Annotated in this window: 20 protein-coding genes; 9 read left to right on the top strand and 11 right to left on the bottom strand. The window is 71.6% G+C overall.

The genetic code is table 11. The features are described 5' to 3' along the window. Together VF092_08945 and VF092_08940 are read right to left on the bottom strand one after the other, a co-directional pair. Nucleotides 1-321, bottom strand: a 321-nt coding sequence (locus VF092_08945; protein HEX6747398.1) for a type II 3-dehydroquinate dehydratase, incomplete at its 3' end; no start/stop codon positions are given. Beyond that, nucleotides 318-2,786: a tetratricopeptide repeat protein gene (locus VF092_08940; protein HEX6747397.1), complete on the bottom strand. Its 2,469-nt coding sequence runs from the start codon at nucleotides 2,784-2,786 to the stop codon at nucleotides 318-320. The genes VF092_08945 and VF092_08940, both read right to left, overlap by 4 nt. Nucleotides 2,787-3,014: 228 nt before the next feature. On the opposite strand from VF092_08940, the gene VF092_08935 reads away from it, so the two are divergent. Further along, nucleotides 3,015-4,838, top strand: coding sequence for a peptidylprolyl isomerase (locus tag VF092_08935; GenBank protein HEX6747396.1), 1,824 nt, complete (start codon nucleotides 3,015-3,017; stop codon nucleotides 4,836-4,838). 511 nt (nucleotides 4,839-5,349) lie between these two features. Here VF092_08935 and VF092_08930 read toward each other — a convergent pair. The 6 genes from VF092_08930 to VF092_08905 all read right to left on the bottom strand — a co-directional run bounded on the left by VF092_08930 (nucleotide 5,350) and on the right by VF092_08905 (nucleotide 11,873). Then, nucleotides 5,350-5,625 carry a hypothetical protein gene (locus VF092_08930; GenBank protein HEX6747395.1) on the bottom strand — a complete coding sequence of 92 codons (276 nt, stop codon included), beginning with the start codon at nucleotides 5,623-5,625 and terminating at the stop codon, nucleotides 5,350-5,352. 89 nt (nucleotides 5,626-5,714) lie between these two features. Further along, nucleotides 5,715-6,704, bottom strand: coding sequence for a polyprenyl synthetase family protein (locus VF092_08925; protein ID HEX6747394.1), 990 nt, complete (start codon nucleotides 6,702-6,704; stop codon nucleotides 5,715-5,717). A 67-nt stretch (nucleotides 6,705-6,771) separates the two neighbouring features. Then, nucleotides 6,772-8,853, bottom strand: coding sequence for a tetratricopeptide repeat protein (locus VF092_08920; GenBank protein ID HEX6747393.1), 2,082 nt, complete (start codon nucleotides 8,851-8,853; stop codon nucleotides 6,772-6,774). Nucleotides 8,854-9,286: 433 nt separating this feature from the next. Beyond that, nucleotides 9,287-11,272 (bottom strand): threonine--tRNA ligase, encoded by a 1,986-nt coding sequence (thrS, locus tag VF092_08915; protein HEX6747392.1) that lies wholly within the window; start codon nucleotides 11,270-11,272, stop codon nucleotides 9,287-9,289. Between the two features lie 37 nt (nucleotides 11,273-11,309). After that, on the bottom strand, nucleotides 11,310-11,438 hold the full coding sequence (locus VF092_08910; protein ID HEX6747391.1) for a hypothetical protein: 129 nt from the start codon (nucleotides 11,436-11,438) through the stop codon (nucleotides 11,310-11,312). Nucleotides 11,439-11,645: 207 nt separating this feature from the next. Continuing rightward, the gene (locus VF092_08905; protein ID HEX6747390.1) at nucleotides 11,646-11,873 is read right to left on the bottom strand and encodes a hypothetical protein; all 228 of its coding nucleotides are present in this window, start codon (nucleotides 11,871-11,873) and stop codon (nucleotides 11,646-11,648) included. Between the two features lie 627 nt (nucleotides 11,874-12,500). Here VF092_08905 and VF092_08900 point away from each other — a divergent pair. Genes VF092_08900 through VF092_08890 form a run of 3 tightly spaced genes read left to right on the top strand, consistent with a single transcriptional unit; the run spans nucleotide 12,501 to nucleotide 13,969 of the window. Further along, a complete protein-coding gene (locus VF092_08900; GenBank protein HEX6747389.1) occupies nucleotides 12,501-13,220 on the top strand; it encodes a hypothetical protein in 720 nt (239 codons plus the stop codon). Continuing rightward, on the top strand, nucleotides 13,217-13,567 hold the full coding sequence (locus VF092_08895; GenBank protein HEX6747388.1) for a DUF433 domain-containing protein: 351 nt from the start codon (nucleotides 13,217-13,219) through the stop codon (nucleotides 13,565-13,567). Before VF092_08900 ends, VF092_08895 begins: the two co-directional genes overlap by 4 nt. A gap of 15 nt (nucleotides 13,568-13,582) precedes the next feature. After that, nucleotides 13,583-13,969, top strand: a complete 387-nt coding sequence (locus VF092_08890) for a DUF5615 family PIN-like protein (protein HEX6747387.1) — start codon at nucleotides 13,583-13,585, stop codon at nucleotides 13,967-13,969. A gap of 370 nt (nucleotides 13,970-14,339) precedes the next feature. On the opposite strand, the gene VF092_08885 is transcribed toward VF092_08890, so the two are convergent. From VF092_08885 to VF092_08875, 3 genes are all read right to left on the bottom strand, one after another. Continuing rightward, a complete protein-coding gene (locus VF092_08885; GenBank protein HEX6747386.1) occupies nucleotides 14,340-14,498 on the bottom strand; it encodes a hypothetical protein in 159 nt (52 codons plus the stop codon). A gap of 254 nt (nucleotides 14,499-14,752) precedes the next feature. Continuing rightward, on the bottom strand, nucleotides 14,753-16,351 hold the full coding sequence (locus VF092_08880; protein ID HEX6747385.1) for a hypothetical protein: 1,599 nt from the start codon (nucleotides 16,349-16,351) through the stop codon (nucleotides 14,753-14,755). A 395-nt stretch (nucleotides 16,352-16,746) separates the two neighbouring features. Continuing rightward, nucleotides 16,747-17,373 carry a polysaccharide biosynthesis/export family protein gene (locus VF092_08875; GenBank protein HEX6747384.1) on the bottom strand — a complete coding sequence of 209 codons (627 nt, stop codon included), beginning with the start codon at nucleotides 17,371-17,373 and terminating at the stop codon, nucleotides 16,747-16,749. 246 nt (nucleotides 17,374-17,619) lie between these two features. On the opposite strand from VF092_08875, the gene VF092_08870 reads away from it, so the two are divergent. The 5 genes from VF092_08870 to VF092_08850 form a co-directional block, all read left to right on the top strand. Then, a complete protein-coding gene (locus tag VF092_08870) occupies nucleotides 17,620-18,852 on the top strand; it encodes a hypothetical protein (GenBank protein HEX6747383.1) in 1,233 nt (410 codons plus the stop codon). Between the two features lie 14 nt (nucleotides 18,853-18,866). Beyond that, a complete protein-coding gene (locus VF092_08865; protein HEX6747382.1) occupies nucleotides 18,867-19,499 on the top strand; it encodes a hypothetical protein in 633 nt (210 codons plus the stop codon). Next, nucleotides 19,496-19,801, top strand: coding sequence for a PqqD family protein (locus tag VF092_08860; protein HEX6747381.1), 306 nt, complete (start codon nucleotides 19,496-19,498; stop codon nucleotides 19,799-19,801). The genes VF092_08865 and VF092_08860 overlap by 4 nt, the downstream gene beginning before the upstream one ends. A gap of 105 nt (nucleotides 19,802-19,906) precedes the next feature. Beyond that, nucleotides 19,907-20,050 (top strand): lasso RiPP family leader peptide-containing protein, encoded by a 144-nt coding sequence (locus VF092_08855; GenBank protein HEX6747380.1) that lies wholly within the window; start codon nucleotides 19,907-19,909, stop codon nucleotides 20,048-20,050. A 76-nt stretch (nucleotides 20,051-20,126) separates the two neighbouring features. Then, on the top strand, nucleotides 20,127-21,281 hold a 1,155-nt coding region (locus tag VF092_08850), incomplete at its 3' end, for an asparagine synthase-related protein (GenBank protein ID HEX6747379.1).

Genomic DNA, 21,281 nt, shown 5'->3' with positions numbered 1-21,281 from the left:
TTCCCGGGCAAAGACGTTGCTAATGTGCACCTCCACGAACGGGCGCGCCACTCCCGCCAGCGCGTCGCGCAGGGCGATGCTGGTGTGCGTGTACGCGCCCGCGTTCACCACGAAGCCGTCGACCCGCTCCGCCGCCTGCTGCACCCGGTCCACCAGCTCGCCCTCGTGGTTCGACTGGGTGGCCTCCACCTCCACGCCCAGCTCGCGCGCCAGCTCGCCCAGCGCGGCGTTCACGTCGTCGAGGGTGAAGCGCCCGTAGACCTCGGGCTCGCGCCGGCCCAGCAGGTTCAGGTTCGGGCCGTGGAGGATGCCGATCCTCACCGCTTCAGGCTCTGCAGCCAGGCCTGGAAGCTCTCCAGGTCCTCGTCTTCCTCGCTGGCCGGCTGCTGCGGCGCGGGCGCGGCGGGCTGCGCCGGGGCCGGCGGAGGCGGCGCGGCGGCGGCCTGCGGCTCGGGCGCCGACTCGGGCGCGGGGGCGGCCTCGGCGGCGGACTCCGGCGCGGCCTCCGGAGACGGCTCGGCGGGGCGCTCGGCGAAGAAGTCCTCGAACGAGAAGCCGCCCGACGGCTCCACCGTGGGCTCCTGCCGCGGGGCGGGACGCTCCTCCGCCGCCTCGGCCGGGACCTCGGGGGAGAGCTCGAACGGCGTCTCCCACGGCATCGGCTCCTCCGCCGGAGCCTCGGGGGGGGCCGCAGGTTCCGTTCCCGCCTCGGGCCGGGCCTCGTCCTCGATGCCGCTGGAAAGCCAGGGGAGATCTTCCTCCTCCTCGGCCGCCGCCTCCGCGGACGTGTCTTCCACGCCGGGCGGCACCTGCTCGGGGGTCAGCCCCCACTGCTCCGCCTCCGCGGGGACGTCGACGACGGCCTCGTCGGCGGGCGCGGCCCAGGGCTCGGCTTCGGCGGTGGCTTCCGCCGCGGGCTCGGCGGGCGCGGCCCAGGGCTCCTCGGCGGCGGCTTCCTCGGCGGCGGCCGGCGCGGACCACGCCTCGTCGCCCTCGCCCGCGGGCTGGTCGGCGATGGCGGGGCCGCCGGCGATCCACGGCTCGTCCATCGGCGGCTGCTCCACCGCGGCGCCCAGCGTCTGCTCGTCCCACGGGCGCTCGGGCGGCGGCACACCTTCGTCCACCGCCGGTGCGGGGGCGGCCTCGGCCGCGGGCGCGGCGCCGGGGCGCCAGGAGAGGATCGCGGACAGATAGGCGGAGATGGAGTGCCCGGCGTGCGCCGGCTCCGCGGCGGCGGCGACCGGCTCCGGCTCGGACGGCGCCTCCTCCATCGTCGCGGCGAAGGCGGCGGCGCCCGCCAGCTCGGGGACGGCCTCGGTCTCCTCGACGCGCGGCGCCTCCCACTCGCGGCGCTCCGCGCCCTCGAACCCGTGCGCGAACGAATCGGCGAACGCGTCGCCGGGCGGCGGCGCGGCGGCGACGGCGGGCTCCGGCTCCTCTTCCTCCTCGGACGGCTCGAGGTCGATGTCGCCGGCGGGGAGGAAGCCGGGAAGATCGGAGCCCGCGCCCGCATCCTCCGCCGTCTCGGACGGCGAGGTGCCGGCGACTACGGCGTCGATCGTCTCCAGCCACGATGGCGCGCCCGACGTCTCCTCCGCCGTCGTCTCCGCGGGCTGCTCCTCGGCGGGGAGATCGAGCGGCTCGAATCCGCCTTCCGCTTCCACCGGCGCGGAGGCGGACGGCGCCGTCTCCGCCTCCAACTCGCGGAGGCGGCGGACGAGCGCGGGCTCCTCGCCGCGGCGGGCGATCAGCTCGCGGTAGACGTCGGCCGCGCGGTCGGGGAACCCCTGCCGCGCGTACAGCTCCGCGATGGTCTCGGTGACCACCTCGCCGTGCTCGTCGTGCTCGTCGTGGGGCTCGCCCGGCGCGGCGTAGAAGTCCTCCGCCGCCAGCGGCTCCACGGCGCCCGCCTCGACGCCGGACTGCCCGTCGTCCACCGATCCCCAGGCGTCGAATCCCCCCGCCGCCGGCGACGGCTCGAGCGGCACGCCCTCCGCGGCCGCGGCGTCGAGGTCCACCGCGCCGAAGTCCACCGGCTCGAACATCTCCGCCGGCTGGTCGGGCGCGGGCTCCGCCGGGGTCTCGTCGAGCGCGAGGTCGCCGCGGAAGCCTTCATCCCCCTGCTCCTGGGGAGGAGACGACGGGGTGACGGCGCCGAAGTCGACCGGCTCGAAGGCGTCGGGCGATTCCGCGGGAGCGGCTTCGGGGGCGGCGTTGGCGTCGAGCGAGATCTCGCCCCAGGCGCCGGGCTGCGCGTGCGCGGCGGGGTGGTCGGCGGCGTGCGAGACGCCGGGGTCGATCTCCACCATCCCGAACGCGTCGTGCTCGGAGACGGGCTGCGCCGGCTCCTCGGCCGGCGCGGCGGCCTGCGGCGCGGCGTCGAGGTTGGCCAGCGCCTGGCGCGCCTCGGCGTTCATGGGGTCGACCGCCAGCAGCTCGCCGTACCAGCGGCGCGCCTCCGACGGGTCGCCGCCCGATGCGGCCATGTCGCCCAGCGTGCGCAGCGCGATCAGGTTCTGCGGGTCGACGGAGAGGACGTACTGGAACTCGTTGCGCGCCTCGGCGTACGCACCGCGGTCGGCAAGACACCGGCCCAGCAGCACGTGCGCGCTCAGGTAGCCCGGGTGGCGCTTGAGGTTGTCGCGAAGCAGCTCCTCGGCACGGCCCGTGTCGCCCGCCTCGCGCAGCGCGCTGGCCAGCGGCATGAAGAACCGCGCCGGGTTCTCGGCGTGGCTGGCCTTGAGGGTCTCGATGCGCGCGGCGAGCTCGGGGGAGATTTCGGGCATGATTCGAGACGCGACTGGACAGGCGCGTGCGGAAGTTCGCGGACAGGCCGGGGAGACAGGGGGAGCAACTTACACGGGTCGCAAGCGCACTGTCAACACGCGCGCGGGCGCGGGTTGCGTGGCCCCGCCCGCGTAAGTATCTTTGGCGGCTTCACTTCGCGAATCGCGCCAGTCCCCCTCGCCAGGCGCCCCCTGCGGGCGCCACTCTGTACGGAGTCTGTTCGAGCCATGATGCAGCTCATCCGCAGCAACGTCGGGAAGTTCATGACGATCTTCATCGTCGGCGGCTTCCTTGCCTGGATGGTTTACGGGATCGGGATGGAGGTCACCGGCGCCGGCGGCGGCCGCCCCGGCGAGCTGGGCAGCGTGAACGGCACGCCCATCTCCCTGGAAGCCTGGCAGCAGCGCGTGCAGCAGCTCGAGGAGCAGGCGCGCCAGCAGGGCGCCGGCCGCATCACCGCCGAGCAGCAGCAGCAGATCGAGGAGCAGGCCTGGAACGACCTGGTCACCCAGATCCTGATCACCCGCGAGCTGGACCGCCGCGGCATCCGCGTGACCGACGACGAGATCCGCCTGCTGGCGCTGAACGTGCCCGCCCCGCAGCTGATGCGCGAGGAGGTGTTCCAGACCAACGGGCAGTTCGACCTCAACAAGTACCGCCAGTACCTCACCAGCCCGCAGGCGCCCGACGAGCTGCTGAACGGGCTGGAGCAGTTCTACCGCAGCAACGTGCCCGAGCGGAAGCTGTCGGAGCAGATCTCGGCCGGCACCTACCTGACCGACGCGCAGCTCTGGCGGATGTACCGCGACCGCAACGAAACGGCCACCGTCGAGTACGTGGCGCTCGACCTCTCCAAGCTGGCGCCGCAGAGCGTGCAGGTGTCCGACGCCGAGATCCGCCGCTACTACGACGCGCACAAGGACGAGTACAAGCGCCCGCGCACGGCCCGCTTCACGGTGGCGATCCTGCGCACCGCGCCCGACAACGCCGACCGCGAGGCGGTGCTGGCCAAGGCGCAGCAGCTGCGCGCGCAGCTCGCGGGCGGCGGCGACTTCGCGGCCATCGCGCGCGCCGAATCGTCGGACACCGGGAGCGCGCGCCAGGGCGGCAGCCTGGGCACGCTGCGCCGCGGGCAGACGGTGGCGCCCTTCGACAGCGCCATCTGGACGCTGCCGCTGAACGAGGTCAGCCAGCCGGTGCTGACGCAGTTCGGCTACCACCTGATCAAGGTGACGGAGCGGGGCGGCGACAGCGCGGTGGTCAGCCACATCCTGCTGCCGATCAAGAAGGACGAGCGGGTGCTGGAGTCGATCGACGCCAAGGCCGACACGCTGGAGCGGGTGGCCACCTCGCCGCAGGGGATCGAGCGCGCGGCCCGCACCGTGGGCGCCACGCTGCGCCGCGGCGTGACCGTCGCCGAGAACCTGGCCTACATCCCGGGCGTGGGCCCGGCCATGGAGGCGCTGAACTGGGCCACCGGCGAGGCGCGCGACCTGGGCCCCAACGACCACCCGGTGAGCGACGTGCTCGAGGGCGAGCAGGGGCTGTACATCGTACGGCTGGACGGCTACTACCCGGCGGGGACGATGTCGCTGCAGGAGGCCACCGCGCAGATCCGCGAGCAGCTGATCCTGCAGAAGAAGCGCGAGCAGGCGCGGGCCGCGGGCGAGCGCATCGTCGCCGACGTGCGCGCGGGGAAGACGCTGCAGCAGGCGGCCGCCGCGCGCGGGCTGCAGGTGCAGACGGCCGGCCCCTTCACCCGCATCGAGGGGAATCCGGCACTGGGCCAGGCCACGGCGGCGGTGGGCGCGGCGTTCGGCACGGCCATCGGGCAGGTGAGCGGCGTGGTGGAGACGCCCGCGGGGCTCTTCATCGTCCGCCCCACGGCGCGCACCGCGGCCGACGCCGGCCGCTTCGCCGCCGACAAGGAGCGGCTGCGCGGCGCGCTGGCCGGTGAGCTGCGCCAGCGCGCCCTGGCCCGCTGGATGGAAAGCGCGCGGCAGAACGCGAAGATCAAGGACAACCGCGCGAAGGTGCTCGGCCGGGCGTAAGAAGTGCCGAGTGCCGAGTGCTGAGTAGGATCAGACGAAGGCCCGCTCTCCGGACGGAGGGCGGGCCTTCGCGCGTCGGCGGGCGATGGCCCTCTCCCCCCGGCCCCCTCCCCCAAAACCGACTGGGGGAGGGGGAGAACTCAGCGCGGGGAAAGACTCCGGCGCCGGTGGAAATGCATGGGCGCGGCCGCTGGCGACCCCCTCCCCCGGCCCCTCCCCCGCTGCGCAGGGGAGGGGAGAACTCAGCGCGGGACATGCACCTGCGTGAGGGATGCGCGCCCGGAGGGCCGGGACGCCGCCGCGCGCGCACCGTCGCCGGCTTCCGCGCGGACGCCGGGCGCGGCGGTGGCCCGGCGCCGTTGGCAACAGCGGTATCGTTGCCTACAGCGCGCGCAGCCCGGTTTGGCGTCTCGGCGCCAAACACGCCCGAACCCCAAGTCGGTCCCAAAAGAAGAAGGGGACGCATCCGCAGCCGGACGCGTCCCCTTCATCATCGATTGAAGATCGAAGCCTACAGCCAGGTCCTCGCGGCGAGAGCGACGATCAGCACGCCCAGCACGCTGAGGAAGTCGAGCCGGATCACCAGCGGGCCGATGGTGAAGCCGACGGCCACCAGGTCGATCACCAGCGGCCCGAACGCCGCCGCCACCGACGTGGTGAAGAAGGTGCGCGCCGAGCTGTTCGGCATGAAGCGCACGGCCAGCTCCGAGAGCAGCGCCCCCAGCAGCAAGCCGATCAGCACCACCACCAGCAGCCGCCCCATCCTCCGCGAGCGTGTCGCGCTCATCTATCCTCCCCCACCCCGTTTGGATTCGCCCCCCGTTGCGCCGCCCGACGGCTGGCGTTCGTGCGCCGCCTGCGGCAAATGCGGTGCCGCTACCGGCGCCGCTCCACCGCGTACACGATGCTGTCGCGCAGCGCCTCGAGCGCCGGACCCTCGGGAAGCCCCTCGAGGGCCTCGTGCGCCCGCTGCGCCGCCTCCAGCGCCCGCTCGCGCGCGTAGTCCAGCCCGCCGTGCCGCACCACCATCTCCACCATCTCGTGGATGGCGTCGTCGGTCGGCTCGGGGTCGCGGAAGAAGGCCTCGGCCGCGGCCCGCTCGTCGCGCGAGAGCCGCGGCAGCGCGTGAATCAGCGGGAGCGTGACCTTGTGCTCGCGCAGGTCCAGCCCGCTGGGCTTCCCCGTGTCGGCCGAGTCGGCCGTGTAGTCCAGCAGGTCGTCGGCGATCTGGAAGGCGCGGCCCAGCTCGGTGCCGTAGCGCGCCAGCGCGTCGCGGTGCTCGGGGGCGCCGGTCAGCGCGCCCATCTCGCAGGCGGCCGACATCAGCGACGCGGTCTTGCTGTCGATCAGCCGGAAGTAGTCGTCCTGGCCGAAGGCGAGCGCGTCGTGGCTCACCAGCTGCCGCATCTCGCCCACCGTCATGGCGTTGGCCGCCGCGGCGATCACGCGGATGGGCTCGAGGTCGCCCAGGCGGGTGATCTCGCTGATGGAGCGCGAGTACAGGTAGTCGCCCATGATGATGGCCACCTGATGGCTCCACAGCGCGTTGACCGTGGGCATCCCGCGGCGCAGCACCGAGTGGTCGACCGCGTCGTCGTGGACCAGCGTCGCGAGATGGACGAGCTCGACGATGGCGGCCAGCGTCTCGGCGGTGGGGTTCACCTCGCCGTTCAGCTGGTCGCAGAGGAGGACCAGGCCGGGGCGGAAGAGCTTGCCGCGGATCTTCAGCAGGTAGTGGTTGACCTCGTCGACGGGGGCGAAGTCGGAGACCACGATGCGGCGGATCTCGTCCACCACCTTGTCGAGGCGGTCCTGGACAGGCGCGTGGATGTTGGACAGCCGGATCGGTGCGGTGCGCAGCGTCATGCCTGCCGTCAGGGGCGTCGTAACTCGAATGTTCCTTGGCGGTTCGGGCGCGTAACCTAAGCGGCCCTCACGCGGGTGTCAAAGCGGCGCGCAGCGCCTCGATGCGCTGTCCCGCGTCGCGGAAGCGGATGTCCACCGACAGCACGCGCTCGTAGTAGTCCACCGCCTGCCGCGGCCGCCCCAGCGCCTCCTCGCTCCTCCCCAGCTGGTAGAGCACGCCGACGAGCTCCGCGTCGGACACGCCGGGGAGGCGCAGCGCGCGGTCCAGCACGCGCGCGGCCACGGGATACTGGCCCTTCTCCACGAAGCACTGGCCCAGGATCTCCAGCGTCGCGAGGGGATTCGCCCCGCCGCGCAGGGCGACCTGGAACTCGGCGATGGCCTCGTCCAGCAGCCCCATCTCCTTGAACGCCAGCCCCAGGTCGTAGTGGCTGGTGGCGTCTTCCACCTCGATGTTCTCCGCCACCTTCTGGCGGAAGTGCGCCAGCATCTCCGCGAAGTCGCGCTCTTCGTCGCCCGACGGCTCGCGCTCCTCGACCACGAAGCGGGTCGTGGCTTCGCGCTCGCCCTCGTCGCCCAGGATCAGCTGGCCCAGGTCCACGTAGTCGGCCGCGGGCTGCGCGGGCGCCGCCGGAACCGCGGGCTTCGCCTGCGCCTGCGCGGCGGCGGACTGGGCCACCGCCTCGCGCGCCTCCTCGTTCGCGGGATCGAGCTCCAGCACCCGCTTGAACACCGCCTCCCCCCGGGCCACGTCCCCACCCGCGGAGAAGTGGCGGCCGAGGGCGAGGTAGGCGACCACCTGCTCCTCGTGGTCGCCCGAGCGGAAGGCGTACTCCACCCGCTTCTGCAGCAGCACCGGGTCGCCCGGGCGCAGGCGGATGAGCGCGGAGATGGGGTCCACCGCGTCGCGGTAGCGTCCGGCCTGCGCCAGCGTGCGGTGCAGTTCCTCCAGCAGCCTCGGCACCTCGTGCCCCAGCCCGTGGTCGTGCAGCGACGCGATCAGCGCCTCGCGCGCGGCGGTGTCGTGCGGCGCGGCGGCCACGCGCGCGCGCAGCTCTTCCAGCCGGTCCGGTGCGGCGGTCGGCGCCTTCGCCGCGGACGCGAGGGCCGGCGTGTCGAAGTCGATCAGCGGGAGCGGCTCGCCTTCCTCGTCGCCCTCGCCCGGGCCGAAGTCCACTGGCGTGTTGTCGAGCGAGACCTCGCCGAAGCGCGCCGGATCGGCGGCGCGGCCGGACTCGGGCGCCGCGTCGAAGTTGATGAGCGGGAGATCCTCGGGTCCCTCGACGTCTTCCTCGTCCTCCCCCTTCGCGCCACGCGCGGGCGGCGCGCTCGCGGGGGGGTCGAGCGAGGTGTGCTCCAGCCCGGCGAGCGGCTCCACGTCGAGCTGGACGTTGCCGAAGTCCATCCCCGCGTCCGTGGTGAACGCGGACAGGTCCTCGGAGGGCGCCTTCGGCTGCTGCGGCGCGCGGGGGGAGATGTCGCCCGTGTCGAGCGCCAGGTCGTCGCTCGCCGCGGCCTGCTGGCGGGTGAGCGGCTCGGTGCTGGCGCCGGGGTCGGCGGAAAGGATCTGCTGCCGGATCAGGTCCGCCTGGTCCTGGTCGCCGTCGTCCAGGACGAGGCCCAGGAGGAGGCGGAGCTGCTCGACGGCCTCGTCGCGGCGGCCGTGCGCCAGCAGCTGGTCGGCCAGGAGGCGGCGGACGTCGGCGGGCTCGGGCGAGACGTCGGCGAACTCCTTCAGCGCGGCGAAGCTGGCGTCGACCTTCGCCGCCTTGCGCATGCGCTCGGCGTACTCGAGGAAGTTCTGGCGCGCGTCGGCGAAGAAGCCCTTGGCGGCGCTGATCTGCCCCAGGCGCAGGTAGGTCTGCGCGCGGCCGGGGACCAGGCGCAGGATCTTGCGGCAGAGGGCGATGGCGTTGTTGTACAGCCCGACGTCGACGTACGCGTTCACCGCCTGCTCGTACGCCTGCACCGCGCGCTCCGTCTCGTTCAGGCGCAGGTGCAGGTCGCCGATGCGGTTCCACGTGCCGATGTCGACGTCGCCGCCCTCCGGCGTCTCCACCAGCTCGCGGTAGGCGTCGATGGCTTCGCGCCACTGGCCCCGCAGCTCGTGGTTGCGGGCCTGGTCCCTCAGCTTCGCGCTGTTTGCCATGTACGACGGAAGGTGGGTGCAGCTACCGCGGGGAGGACGCGGATCAATAGCCGTTGCGACGATGGAACGGTGGAAGATAGCAGGCGGTGCAAGGGCTTACAAGCAATGGGGGATAGGGGACGACCAGGGGACAGGGCACAGGGGACGGGGAACAGGGGGATCGAAGCGCATCCGCGGCCTCGCGCGCTCCGCATCGCGTACGGTCCCTCGCCATCGCCCGCGCGTGGGATGACGGCGCCCGGCGAGGTCGTCGGGCCGCTGAAGCCGCGGCAAACCGCGCGAGGCTGGGGCGGCTCGGGGATGGCCTCCGCATTATCCGCAGTTCTCCGCGCCTCCGCGGCTCCGCGTGAGGCCAGCCATCCGTCGGAATGCGCCGAGCCCCTCCCCCGGCGATCGGGAGAGGGGCTCGCGTCGTGATGCGATCGGGCTTCGGCTACTTCGCCGGCTCGGCCTCGTCGAAGCCGACCTGCAGGGTGCGCGACTTCACCTGCTCGAGGATGCGGTCCGCCAGCGCCCTGCGGTCCAGCACCTCCTGCTTGCGGCCGGCGCCGCGCACACGCACCGCCACGGTGCCCGCCTCGGCCTCGCGGCCGCCGATCACGGCCATGTACGGCACCTTCTGCAGCTCGGCCTCGCGCACGCGGAAGTTCAGCGTCTGGCTGCGGTCGTCCACCTCCGCGCGGATCCCCATCGCCTTCAGCTCGGCGCCGAACTGCCGCGCGACCTCGGCCTGGTCGTCGGCGATGGGGATCACCACCACCTGCACCGGCGCCAGCCAGACGGGGAAGGCGCCCGCGAAGTGCTCGATGAGGTTGCCCGTGAAGCGCTCCAGCGTGCCGAAGATGGCGCGGTGGATCATCACCGGGCGGTGCGGCCGGTTGTCGGCGCCCGTGTACTCCAGCTCGAAGCGCTCGGGAAGCTGGAAGTCCAGCTGCACCGTGGGTCCCTGCCACAGCCGGCCGATGGCGTCGCGGAACTTGATGTCGATCTTGGGCCCGTAGAACGCTCCGCCGCCCTCGTCCACGCGGAACGGGATCCCCTTGCGCTCCAGCGCGCGCTCGAGCACCGCCTCGGCGTGGTCCCACGTCTCGTCGCTCCCCAGCCGCTCCTCGGGGCGCGTGCTGACCTCGAAGTCCAGCTCGAAGCCGAACGTCTTCCGCACCAGCCGGTCCACCTGGTCCAGGCAGAGGAAGATCTCGTCCTCGATCTGCTCGGGCGTGCAGAAGATGTGGGCGTCGTCCATGCACAGCCCGCGCACCCGCAGCAGCCCGTGCAGCGTGCCCGAGCGCTCGTTGCGGTAGACGTTGGCCACCTCGGAGAGGCGGATGGGCAGATCGCGGTAGCTGCGCAGCTGGTCCTTGTAGATCAGGGCGTGCATCGGGCAGTTCATCGGCTTCACCCGGTAGCGCACGTCCTCGCCCTCGCCCGCGCCCGCCGCCATGGGCGGGAACTGGTTCTCGCCGTACAGCGGCAGGTGGCCGGAGATGTGGAACAGCTCCTCGCGCGTGATGTTGGGCGTGTAGACCAGGTCGTAGCCGCTGGCCACGTTGTCGTCCTCCACCGCGCGCGAGAGCAGCCACTTCACCATCGCCCCCTTCGGGTGCCAGAACACCAGCCCCGGGCCGACCACGTCCTGGATGGAGAAGAGGTCGAGCTGCTTCCCCAGCACCCGGTGGTCGCGGCGCCGCGCCTCCTCGAGGCGGTGGAGATGCTGCTCGAGGTCCTCCTTCGTGAACCACGCCGTGCCGTAGATGCGCTGCAGCGTCTGCCGGCTCTCGTCGCCGCGCCAGTAGGCGGCCGCGGCGTTGAGCACGCGGAAGTGCTTCAGCCGCCCCGTCGACGGCACGTGCGGGCCGCGGCACAGGTCCGTGAACGGCCCGTTGCGGTAGATCGTGATCGTCTCGTCGGGGCCAAGCTCCTCCAGCCGCTCCAGCTTCAGCGGGTCGTCGGCGAACACCTGCCGCGCCTCGTCGCGCGAGACGACGCGGCGCTCGAACGGCTCGTCGTCCTTCGCCACCGCCTCCATCTCCCGCTCGATCTGCTGGAGATCCTCGGGCGTGAAGGGGCGGTCGACCTCGAAGTCGTAGTAGAAGCCGTCGGCGATGGCGGGGCCGAAGCCGATCTTCGCCTCCGGCCGCACCTTGCGCACGGCCGTCGCAAGGACGTGCGCGGCCGAGTGGCGGAGGACGTCCAGCGCCTCAGGATTCTTCTCTGTGAGGATCTCCACGCGGGCGTCGTGGTCGAGCGGGCGCATCAGGTCGACCACCTGGCCGTCGACCTTCGCCGCCAGCGCGGCCTTCGCCAGGCGCGGGCCGATGCCCTCGGCCACGTCGCGCACCGTGGCGCCGCGCCGCAGCTCGCGCTCGGAGCCGTCGGGGAGCGTGACCTTCACCGTATCTGCGGACTCTGCGATGCTCATCTGTATGTCTCCGCGGCCGATCGAAGCGGCCGCCTGGTCAGCGGGGTGGATAGACGAAGAACAGGGTGATGCCGGCGACCAGGGCCGCGGTGAAAACGGCCCAGGGCCACGCGGCCCGGGCCGGCACACTCCCTTCTTCGACGTCCTCCAGCAAACCGCCGTTCATCTTTCCCTCGGATCGTGACTCGTTCCCGCGAAACATTAAATGTATTCCCGCGCGGGGTTTTGCGGCAACGGGAGATGGGGAGTGGGTAGTGATAAGATTTGAAATGGCCGCTTCATGCGCGCGCCCGCGCGTGGGGCTGGAACGCACCGGCTCCTCTCGTTCCCGACTGACGAGAGGAGCCGAACGAGCGTAACCGAGTTACCGCCATCACGCCGCCAGCAGCAAAGCGCTCTCGTACCGCTCCGTAAGCTGCGCAATCTCCCGCAGGCTCCACACCCGGTCCGCCACACCCGCCTTGAACACGGGCGTGGTGCGGATCGTCTGGTGGCGCCGTCCGAAGTTGTACCACATGAAGTGCAGGGACACGGCGCGCTCCAGATTCTCCACCTTCCGGGAGAAGGCGTTGGCGAGCCGGGTGAACCGGCGCTGCTGCATCCGGATCGTGAGGTTCGACCGCTTGAACGTGCGAGGTGGAGACGCGGTCCACGTCGGGGTTGCCCATCACAGGCACAATGTAGAAGCCCGTGCAGGTGGACGGCGAGTAGCGCCGCTCCCCGTTCTCCACCTCCACGTAGCAGCCGTACTCCTTCACGATCTGCGCGTAGTCGCACCGGCCCCAGCCGAAGGCGTTCTCCACCGCCGTCACGTAGTGCGTCAGGCCGTCAGAGGACACCTGCACGCGCACCTTGTGGTCGATGCGGGCGACGACTGCGCCGCAGGAAGACGCGGGCATCGTCCGCCTCGCGGAGACCCACGTGCCTCGCGAGCATCAGCTTGGTGTCCGGGTCCAGCGCCCGTCCACGTCCACGCGTCACCGATCTGGCCCGCCGCCGCTCGCGCGTGCGGTCCTTCTCCCATCACAAGGCCCTTGTCTTGGCGCGGGTGGCAAGCCATCATACCCGGCGAAGCGCCTACGACCCCCGCTCGTTTCGCTAGTCACCCCCAGCACCGTCCGACTGGAACGTATTCTGCCGCTGAAACAGTCGGCGGGGCGTTGCTGTATCAACGAGGGGAGCCGTGGCGTCGTTCCTGCGGTAGTGAGAGCAACTTTTAGGACACCGAATGGACAACGAAGCGCTGGACCTGTTGCCCCAAGCCACGCGCCCACGCGTTTCCGAAGTGGGACCGCGTGGACTTGTGTTCGTTGGTATTGAGCTTCGGTGGGAGCGTCGCGTGGGCGATTACTCCCTGATGGTAACGCTCGCTGAGGAGTGGGAAGAGGCGCTAAGCCATTGGTCGGTTACACCCGACTCGATTCACGTCGGTCATACTGCGATTGGCTATTGTGTAGACCTAAAACCGGGTACGGCGCGCTTTGAAATGCGCATCCCTTCGTTGGGATTGTCGATCGCGCAACGCCATCTGGAGGCGATGATCCAGACGCTAACAGACCGCAAGAGGCGCGACCTCGAAATCGTCGCGACTGCGCAATTCCTGCACATCGAGGAAGTTCGCTCGTTCGAACAGTTGACGGCGGATCTGTCAGCGAAGCTTTTCAATCTCAGCTTCTTACAGCGCACCGGGTGCGAGATGCTCGATATGTCGTATCTCATGGACGTAAGCGTTAATGGAGAATGGTTTCAAATCAGCGCGGGCGTGCTGCGAGCCGAGGAAGTCTTGTCGCGAGTGGCGTCCGACCGATTTGGCGCACTCCCGGACGTGTCGCGTTACGTCCAAGTCACAACACTGTGGGATGTGACCGAGCGCGAGTCCGACCTAGCTGGCCATCTCTCACGGGTGTACGCACTGGCGGCGTCTCTTGAAAAGGAGTTTAGCGAATGACCAGCCTTGCACAGGCGTGGGTAGGGGTGGGCCGAGCGGCATGGGCGCCTGTTCAGCGTCCATGCGTGACCGAACGCCATAGCTTCCGGGAGGAAGAGGCCTATAACGTCACTCGCGACCGCAACATATGGAGCGGGATGGCAGTCATCATCAGTACCCGCATTCCCGTGTTCCTGATTGATGATCTGTACGCAGAAACGGGAAGTATAGACGACGTGATTGAGGCGTATCCGCGCCTTACGGAAGGAGATGTTTTCAATGCTCTCGCCTATGCCCGCGAGTTTTCCGCGCTGGTGGAGCGCGACCGTGAGTGGCATCAGCGCGCGATTGCCGACGCCATTCGCTGACAAGGTGTCCGCTACGTGGATGGTCTTCGGCTATACTTGGATGAATGCGTCCATGCCAAGGCGGCCCAAGCTTTTCGGGATGCCGGGATTGATGCAATTGGCGTCCACGACATAGAGAGCTTGCAACTGTACGACTCTCAGCAACTTGAGTTGGCGGCTGCGGAAGATCGAATGATCGTCACATACAACGTGAAGGACTTCGTCCCCCTCCATACGCAGTGGCTGGAGGAGGAGAAGGTACATGCCGGGATTCTGCTGTCGCCGATCGACTACAAGAAGGGCGTCGGTGCCCTTGTGCGCGATGTTCGTGCAACCCTGCTGGAGGAGCGAAATAGGCGGGGTGCTGACGGGTACGATTGGGTTCGCGGAGAACTCCTCTGGATTCACCGCTACGGAGCCTAGGGAGTGATATGACAGGCAAAGCGAAGCGGGGGGCGGCACCTGAACCGTCCCCTGCTTCGCTTTCGCCGCATCCTCAGTCCATCAGTGCTGAGTGCGGAAATCGAGGACTGGCATCTCACCGGCGGCTGAAGCCGCAGCGCCGCAGCAACAACTACGGGAAGCCTCGCAAACAGCGCGAGGCTGGTCGGCTCGGTGACGAACCACGGCTCACGCACGCAGATGTCCTCGTAAGGACGTGCGGAGGAAAAGAAGGCGGGGCATGCTCGCGCACGCCCCGCCCGGTGCAAGGGGATCGGCAGCATCCCCCGCGTTGACCAGCTGATGTGAAGCCCCGCCGTTCCTGCTGTCCCCTGTCCCCTGTCCCCTAGCGTCACGGCTGGCAGGTGCCGGCCGCGGAGGCGCCCGTCAGGATGCGGGCCGCGATGTCGACGCGGCAGGCGGCGTCGCGGAGCGTGGCACCGTCGGAGGTGCCCGCCGCGCCCGCCAGCGCCAGGGTCGCCAGGATGATCAGGATGCGCGCGCTCTTCATCGTCGTTCTCCGGTGTCGTGTCGGTTCGTCCATCCGCCGCGCTCATAGGCGAGCATCGCGCCACGCGGGGCCGTTCATCTCAAGTGCTTGGTGGAGATTCACTTACCTGCATCTCCCACCTTCTCTCCCGATTCCCTCGATCCGTCCAGCTTCGCGACTCCCGTGCGCCGCCCGGCCGCGTTCGCCCGTACCCCACCCCCTTTTTGCGGGAATGCGTCGGCGATCCGGACGGCGTACGGAATCGCGACACCCCCTCACTTCAGCCGCGCCACCATCCACCGCGTGCCGTCGATCGTGGCCCGCAGCGACACGGTGCCGCCCTCGCCGCCGTCCTTCATCCGCACGAAGAAGCTGGTTCCCGCGCCGCGCGTGACCTCGTACGCGAAGCTGCGCCCGGCCTGCACCTCGTCCGTCGCCGGCTTCCAGGCGTTGGCGTTGTCGGGATCGGCCGCGTGGTCGTAGACGGGGTTGCTCAGCTCGGGCGCGTCCGTCTGGTCGTCCGCCGCCTGGGTGAGCGTCCACAGCAGCACGGCGTCGGCAGGATCCCACGCGGAGCCGAGGACGGCGCGGACGCGCTCGGCCAGCCCCTGGCGCCGCACGCCAGCGGCGTCGATGCCGAACCACCCCTCCACCGCGCCGCGGGCCACCTGCGCCAGCGCGTCGTCGGAGGTCATCCCGCGGCGCGCCATCCGCACCTGCACGTCCTGCAGGAAGCTGGCGGCGTCGTAGTAGCCGCGGCTCAGGCGGCCGCGCGTGTCGGCGGGCTGCAGCGCGTAGGTGACGCCGGCGTTGGGCGCGCTGAAGCGGCTCTGCCAGCTCCAGTTCGATGTCAGCCCCACGCCCAGCGAACGGCGCACGAGGTCCATCGCGACCAGGTCGGCCGTCCCCTCCATCGCCCACGCGGGGCCGAAGGCGACGGTGCGCGCGCCGGCGGGCTGCGTCTCGTACGCGTAGCGCATCTGCCAGGCGTGCGTGAACTCGTGGGCCAGGACCTTCAGCCGGAACGAGGGGACGTCCATCAGCGCGTACGAGTCGCGCACGCCGGGGCGCACGTTCAGGTTCAGCCAGAGGTAGGTGCCGATGCCGCTCCCGTCCTGCGCCGCGTACGTGGCCGCGCTCCCTGCGCCCTGGTCCACGTTCCACGCGGTGTAGACGACCAGCATCTGCCCCGAGCCGGCGCTGGTCACCGGCCGCCCGCCGCCCCACACGCGGTCGAGCGCGGCCTCGCCCTGGCCCAGGATGAACTCCATCGCCTTCTCGGTGTCGTCGATGAAGCGCCCGGTGTGCCCCTCGGCGTCCGCCTCGACCAGCGCGAAGGCGTAGCGCCCCATCACCCGCACCACGCGCGCGGTCACCTGCTCGCCCGTGTCGACGCGGCGGATGGGGAAGCGCTCGCCCTCCTTCCACGGCGTGGCGCGCGAGAAGGGGCTCAGCGCGTCGGGCGCCGCGTCCGCGCGGATGCGCAGATCGGGCGCGGCGTCGGCCAGCCGGTCCGCGTTCGCGGTGGCGACGGGCGCGGCGCCGGAGCCGTCGCCCACGACGTAGACGGGCTGGTCGGAGACGGATGGCTCGGGACCGCCGCGCGCCGCGTCGATGGCGCGCGCGTCGAAGCCGGCCAGCGCGTAGCGCGCCCCGGCGTACGGCGCCAGGCGGAAGCAGGCGGCCTGCGCGGCGGTCAGCGCCATGGTCTGGCCGGGCTGCAGGTCGACGGTCGCCGAGGGCGCGCACGCCGCGGCGGCGCTCGGCCCCGTCGGCGCGGAGGACGAGACGCCGCCGGAGTCGCCGCACGCGGCCAGCGGCAGCGCGGCCAGGCAGAGCCCGGCGAATGCCAGGCGAGCAGGGGAGGAGAACATGAACGTGGTCTGGACTCGGTGCGGTGGCCGCGCCCGGAGCAGGCGCGGACGCCGGCCGCCGAGGCCAGACGCGTACCGCCGGGGCCGAATCTCTCAAACCCCTGCGTATCAAGCAATTAGGTAATTTTACGGAGGACCGTGGAGCGCCGCCGGATTGCCGGAACTTCGGACAGCGGGAGGGAAGACGGGGAGGATGTGCGCGAAATCAGGGAGATCGGCCGATGGTGTCGGCGACATCGGCGGTGTCGAGAAATTTGACAGCGGCCGCCGGCCATCTAAAAAGATTGCCTCACGCAGAGGCCGCAGAGACGCAGAGAACTAACCATGGCGCTGAGTTCTCTGCGTCTCTGCGGCCTCTGCGTGAGACTTTCTTTTAAGAGACTTCGAGGAAAGAGCTATCGCGACGTGGCGAGCGTGGCGATGGCGGCGATCGCGCTCAGGATCGAGGCGAACGGCCCCACGAAGTCGCGCACCACGTTCGCCCGCCGGCTCACGCGGATCTGGTCGCCCGAGCGGATGCGCATGGCCGCCGCGTCGCTGTCGGGGCGCTGCAGGTCGACCAGGAGGTCGCGGCCGTCGCGCAGCACGTGCACGCGGTCGAGCCGCCCGTTCTCGCCCACCCCGCCCGCCGCCGCGATCGCCTGCGACACCGTGGTCTCGGGCGTCAGGTTGTACAGGTTGGGGATGCGCACCTCGCCGCCCACCGCCACGCGGTACAGGTAGTCGAACACGAAGTTCGGCTCGCGCTCGAAGCGCGACAGCGCCTGCCGGATGCGCTCGCGGATCACCGTGCGCGGCACCCCCACCACGCTCACGCTGGTCAGCAGCGGGTGCTGGATGGTGCCCTCGGGGCTCACCACGAACTCGCCCGAGAACTCGGGCTGCCGGAACACCTGCAGGCGGATCAGGTCGCCCGGGCGCAGGAACGCCGAGTCGGCGCCTGCGACCTGCGCGGCGGCGCGCGCGGTGGGGGCCAGGAGCGAGGCGGCGGCCAGGGCCAGGAGAAGGACGGTTCGGCGCATCAGGGAGATCACGGGAGAGGAGCGTGGAAGGAAGGGCCGGAGCGGCGCGGCGCAACCTAAGCGGGCCGCCGGGGGGAGTCCAGACTGGAGCCCGCGCGCACAGGAAACGTAAGGCTTGTGCGAAGTCGGTGCACTTCGCATATTCTCGGCGGCCAAGGGGTTGAAGCACCATCGACCCCCGCTCTCGCCGGACCTTCCCCACAACTCCCGCCGTTCATTTCCTAACGGCCCGCGCCCCGGACCAAAATGCCACGCACCCGCATCCTGATGCTGGCGGCCGCGCTGCTGTGCGCATCGCAGGCCGACCCCGCCCCGGCCCAGGTTCGCCCCGCCCGCCCCCACAAGCGCACCGACGTGGTGGCGCAGGGGATGACGCCCGCGCAGGTCCGCGCCATCCTGGGCGAGCCGATCCGCGTGCGCCGCGAGGGCGGGCTGACCTACATGGACTATCCCAACGGCGCGGCGCCCGGCGACGACTACGTGGTGATCCAGAACTGCCGCGTGGTGGGCGCGCACTTCGCCAACCCCGACCGCTTCGTGGTCCGCGCCCCGGCCGACATGTCGGAGCCGCCGCCGGCCGAGTGCTACGCCTCGGCCGCCGACTCGGCCGCCGCGCCGGTGGCCGTGGCCGAGCCGCCGCGCCCGCCCGCGCCGCCCAGCGACGTGACGCCCGGCGGCGCGCAGCCCGCCAACCCGCCGCGGATGGTGATGGAGGAGCGGCCGCTCCCCGACCTTCCCGCCGGCGACTGGCGCGACCGGCTGACGCTGCGCCGCCCGGTCACCCGCCTGCTCGCGGTCCCCGCGGTCAGCATCAGCTCGCCCACCGCCTTCGGCGTGGACATGGGCGAGGGCTTCGCCGGCTTCGCCTACCAGGCCCGCACCCGCTTCACCGAGGACGACGACGGCGCCGCGGTGATCGGCATCGGGCTGGGCGACCGCGACCGCTTCGTGGGGCTCGAGGTGGCCGCGACGTCGTACAGCACGCTGCGCGGCGGCGGTCCGCTGGAGACGGGTTCGATCTCCCTCAAGCTGCACCGCGCCATCGGCGACGACTGGGGCGTGGCCGCGGGGGTCGAGAACGTGGTGGACTGGGGCGGGATCGACACGGGCTTGAGCCCCTTCGGCGTGGTGACGCACGTGTTCCGCCTAGCCGACGACCCGCGCCGCCCCTTCAGCGCGCTGGCCGCGTCGCTGGGCGTGGGCGGCGGGCGCTTCCGCACCGAGGACGACGTCGTCGAGGACAACGAGACGGTGAACGTGTTCGGCTCGGCGGGGCTGCAGGTGGTGGAGCCGCTTTCGCTGATCGCCGACTGGAACGGGCAGGACCTGTACGCCGGCGCCTCGCTGGCCCCCATCCGGCGCGTGCCGCTGGTGATCAACGCCGGCTTCGCCGACCTCACCCGCAACGCGGGCGACGGGCCGCGCTTCATCGTCTCGGCGGGGATCGGCTTCCGCTGGCTCCCGCCCTTCTTCTTCTGATCACGGTGACCTGCATGACCCGCACGATCCTCCTCCGCACCCTGGCCGCGGCCGCGCTGGCGGCCGTGGCCGCCGCCGCCCCGGCGCGGGCGCAGACCGGGAACCAGTCGGACAACAGCGGCCCCAACATCACCGGCAGCGGCGCCACCGGCGGCAGCTTCCTGGGCCCGGGGCTGCGCACCGAGAACGAGATGTTCGCCCGCTCGGGCGACCAGGTGGTGTTCCGCACCCCCGCGGTCGGCTGCGCGCTGCGCGGCGCCGAGCGCGCCTACCGCGACAGCGTGAACGCGGCCACGCCCACCGCCAGCGAGGCCCGCGTGCAGACGCTGCTCGGCGTCCGCGACGGCGCGGCCGACCGCGACGCCGTCGCCGCCGCGCTGGCGCACGGCGCGTCGCCCGACTCGGACCTCGGCCGCAAGGCGGGTGCGCTGGCCGATGCGCTGAACGGGCTGATGCGCGACCGCGGCGGCTGTGCCGACACCCGGCAGGCCTACGAAGAGGCGCCGCAGTGGCAGGAGGCCATCCGCGCCTTCAACGACTACGTGCACAACGCCCCCGACGAGGCGTTCACCCCGCCGGCGCCCGAGCTGGTGGCCATCCACGGCGCGCTGCAGAGCGTGGTGGCCCGCACGCTCAGCCACCGGTGACCGACTCGCCGGCGCACGCCTTCACGCCCGAGACGGTCCTGGTCGCCGCGCGCGACCAGGTCTCGGCCGAGGTGGAGGGCGAGGCGGTGATCCTGAACCTGGCCGACGGCGTGTACTACGGGCTGGACGGCGTGGGCGCGCGGGTGTGGGAGCTGCTGCGCCGGCCGCGGAGCGTGGCCGAGCTGCGCGACGCGCTCACCGCCGAGTACGACGTGGACCCCGACACCGCCTGGCGCGACCTGCTGGTGCTGCTGGGCGAGCTGGCCGAGCGCCGGCTGGTGGAGCCCGCGGCGGCGGAATAAGGCGAGCGAGGCCGAGGGCGGAACCCCGCCGCGGCTGGATGGTACGGATCGGCCGCGGGCCGGCCGATCGACGCTGAAGAAGCCAACTCAATGGGAAGAATGCACATGGATCGCACCACCGCCCCGGCGCGGGCCTACCGCGCGCCCCGGCTGAAGGTCTACGGCAGCGTGGCCGAGCTGACGCTCACCCAGGCCATCCCGACGCAGAAGAACGATCCCACGCAAGGCCAGAACAACCTGAAGACCTGACGCGTCTTCGGCGGGCGGCCGCGCGTCTCCTCGCGCGGCCGTCTCCACCTCTTCCTCCCGACGTTCTTCTCCCCCCGTGTCCGGCATCGCAGGGTTCGTCCCCGCCGGCGGCGCGGCGCCCGACCCGGCGCTCCTCCGCCGGATGGCGGCGTGCATGGCCGGGCACGGGCCCCACGGGCAGCACGTCCGCGCGCTCGGCGGCTGCGGCCTCGCCCACGCGCTCCTCGACACGGGGGATGAGGCTTCGCCCCCGCCGCAGCCGTTCTCCCTCGACAATCAGGTCTGGATCACCGCCGACGCGCGGATCGACGCGCGTGGGGACCTCGCGCGCGCCCTCGCGTCCGCGGGTGAGGCCGCATCCCCCGGCGCGCCCGCCGCGGAGCTGATCCTCCGCGCCTACCGCGCGTGGGGCGACGCGTGCGTCGACCATCTCCTGGGCGACTTCGCGTTCGCGGTGTGGGACGCGCCGCGGCGGCGGCTCTTCTGCGCGCGCGACCACTTCGGCGTCAAGCCGCTGTACTACGCGGCCGCCGGCGGCGACTTCGTCTTCTCCAACACCCTCGACTGCGTTCTCCTCCATCCCGCCGCCGGCCGCGGGGTGGACGAGCTCGCGATCGCCGACTTCCTCGTCCACGGCTACGCGCGGGACCTGGATCGCACCGTCCGCCGCGACGTCCATATGCTGCCGCCGGGGCACGCGCTGGCGGTGGAGGACGGGAAGTGCCGCGTGTGGAAATGGTGGTCGCTGCCGATGGACGAGCCGCTGCGTTACCGCCGCACCCGCGAGTACGTCGACCACTTCGTCGATCTCCTGGCTGCCGCGGTGCGCGACCGCACCCCGGCGGGGCGCGTGGGGATCTTCATGAGCGGCGGGCGGGACTCGACGGCCGTCGCCGCGCTCGTCCGCCGCGAGGTGCCGTCCGCGGATCTGCGCTCCTTCACCGCGTACCACGAGCGCCTGATCCCCGACGAGGAGCGGAAGTACGCCACGATCGTGGGAAATGCGCTGGGGATTCCCATCACCTGGACCGCGGTGGACGAGTACCGGCTGTTCGGGGGATTCGGGGACGACCCGCGGATGGAGCGGGCGGAGCCGGTGGACAGCGCGCTGATGGCCATCGAGGCGGACCAGTGGGACCTCGCGCGGGCCCACGCGCCCGTGCTGCTGACCGGCTTCGGCGGCGACGCGGTGCTGCGCGAGACCCGCTCGCGCCTGGCGCGCCTGGCCATG

This window comes from Longimicrobium sp. (genome assembly GCA_036377595.1).
Classification (GTDB): Bacteria; Gemmatimonadota; Gemmatimonadetes; order Longimicrobiales; family Longimicrobiaceae; genus Longimicrobium.
Note: the sequence above shows the minus strand (reverse complement) of the source record. Positions and strands in the feature narration are given on the sequence as shown.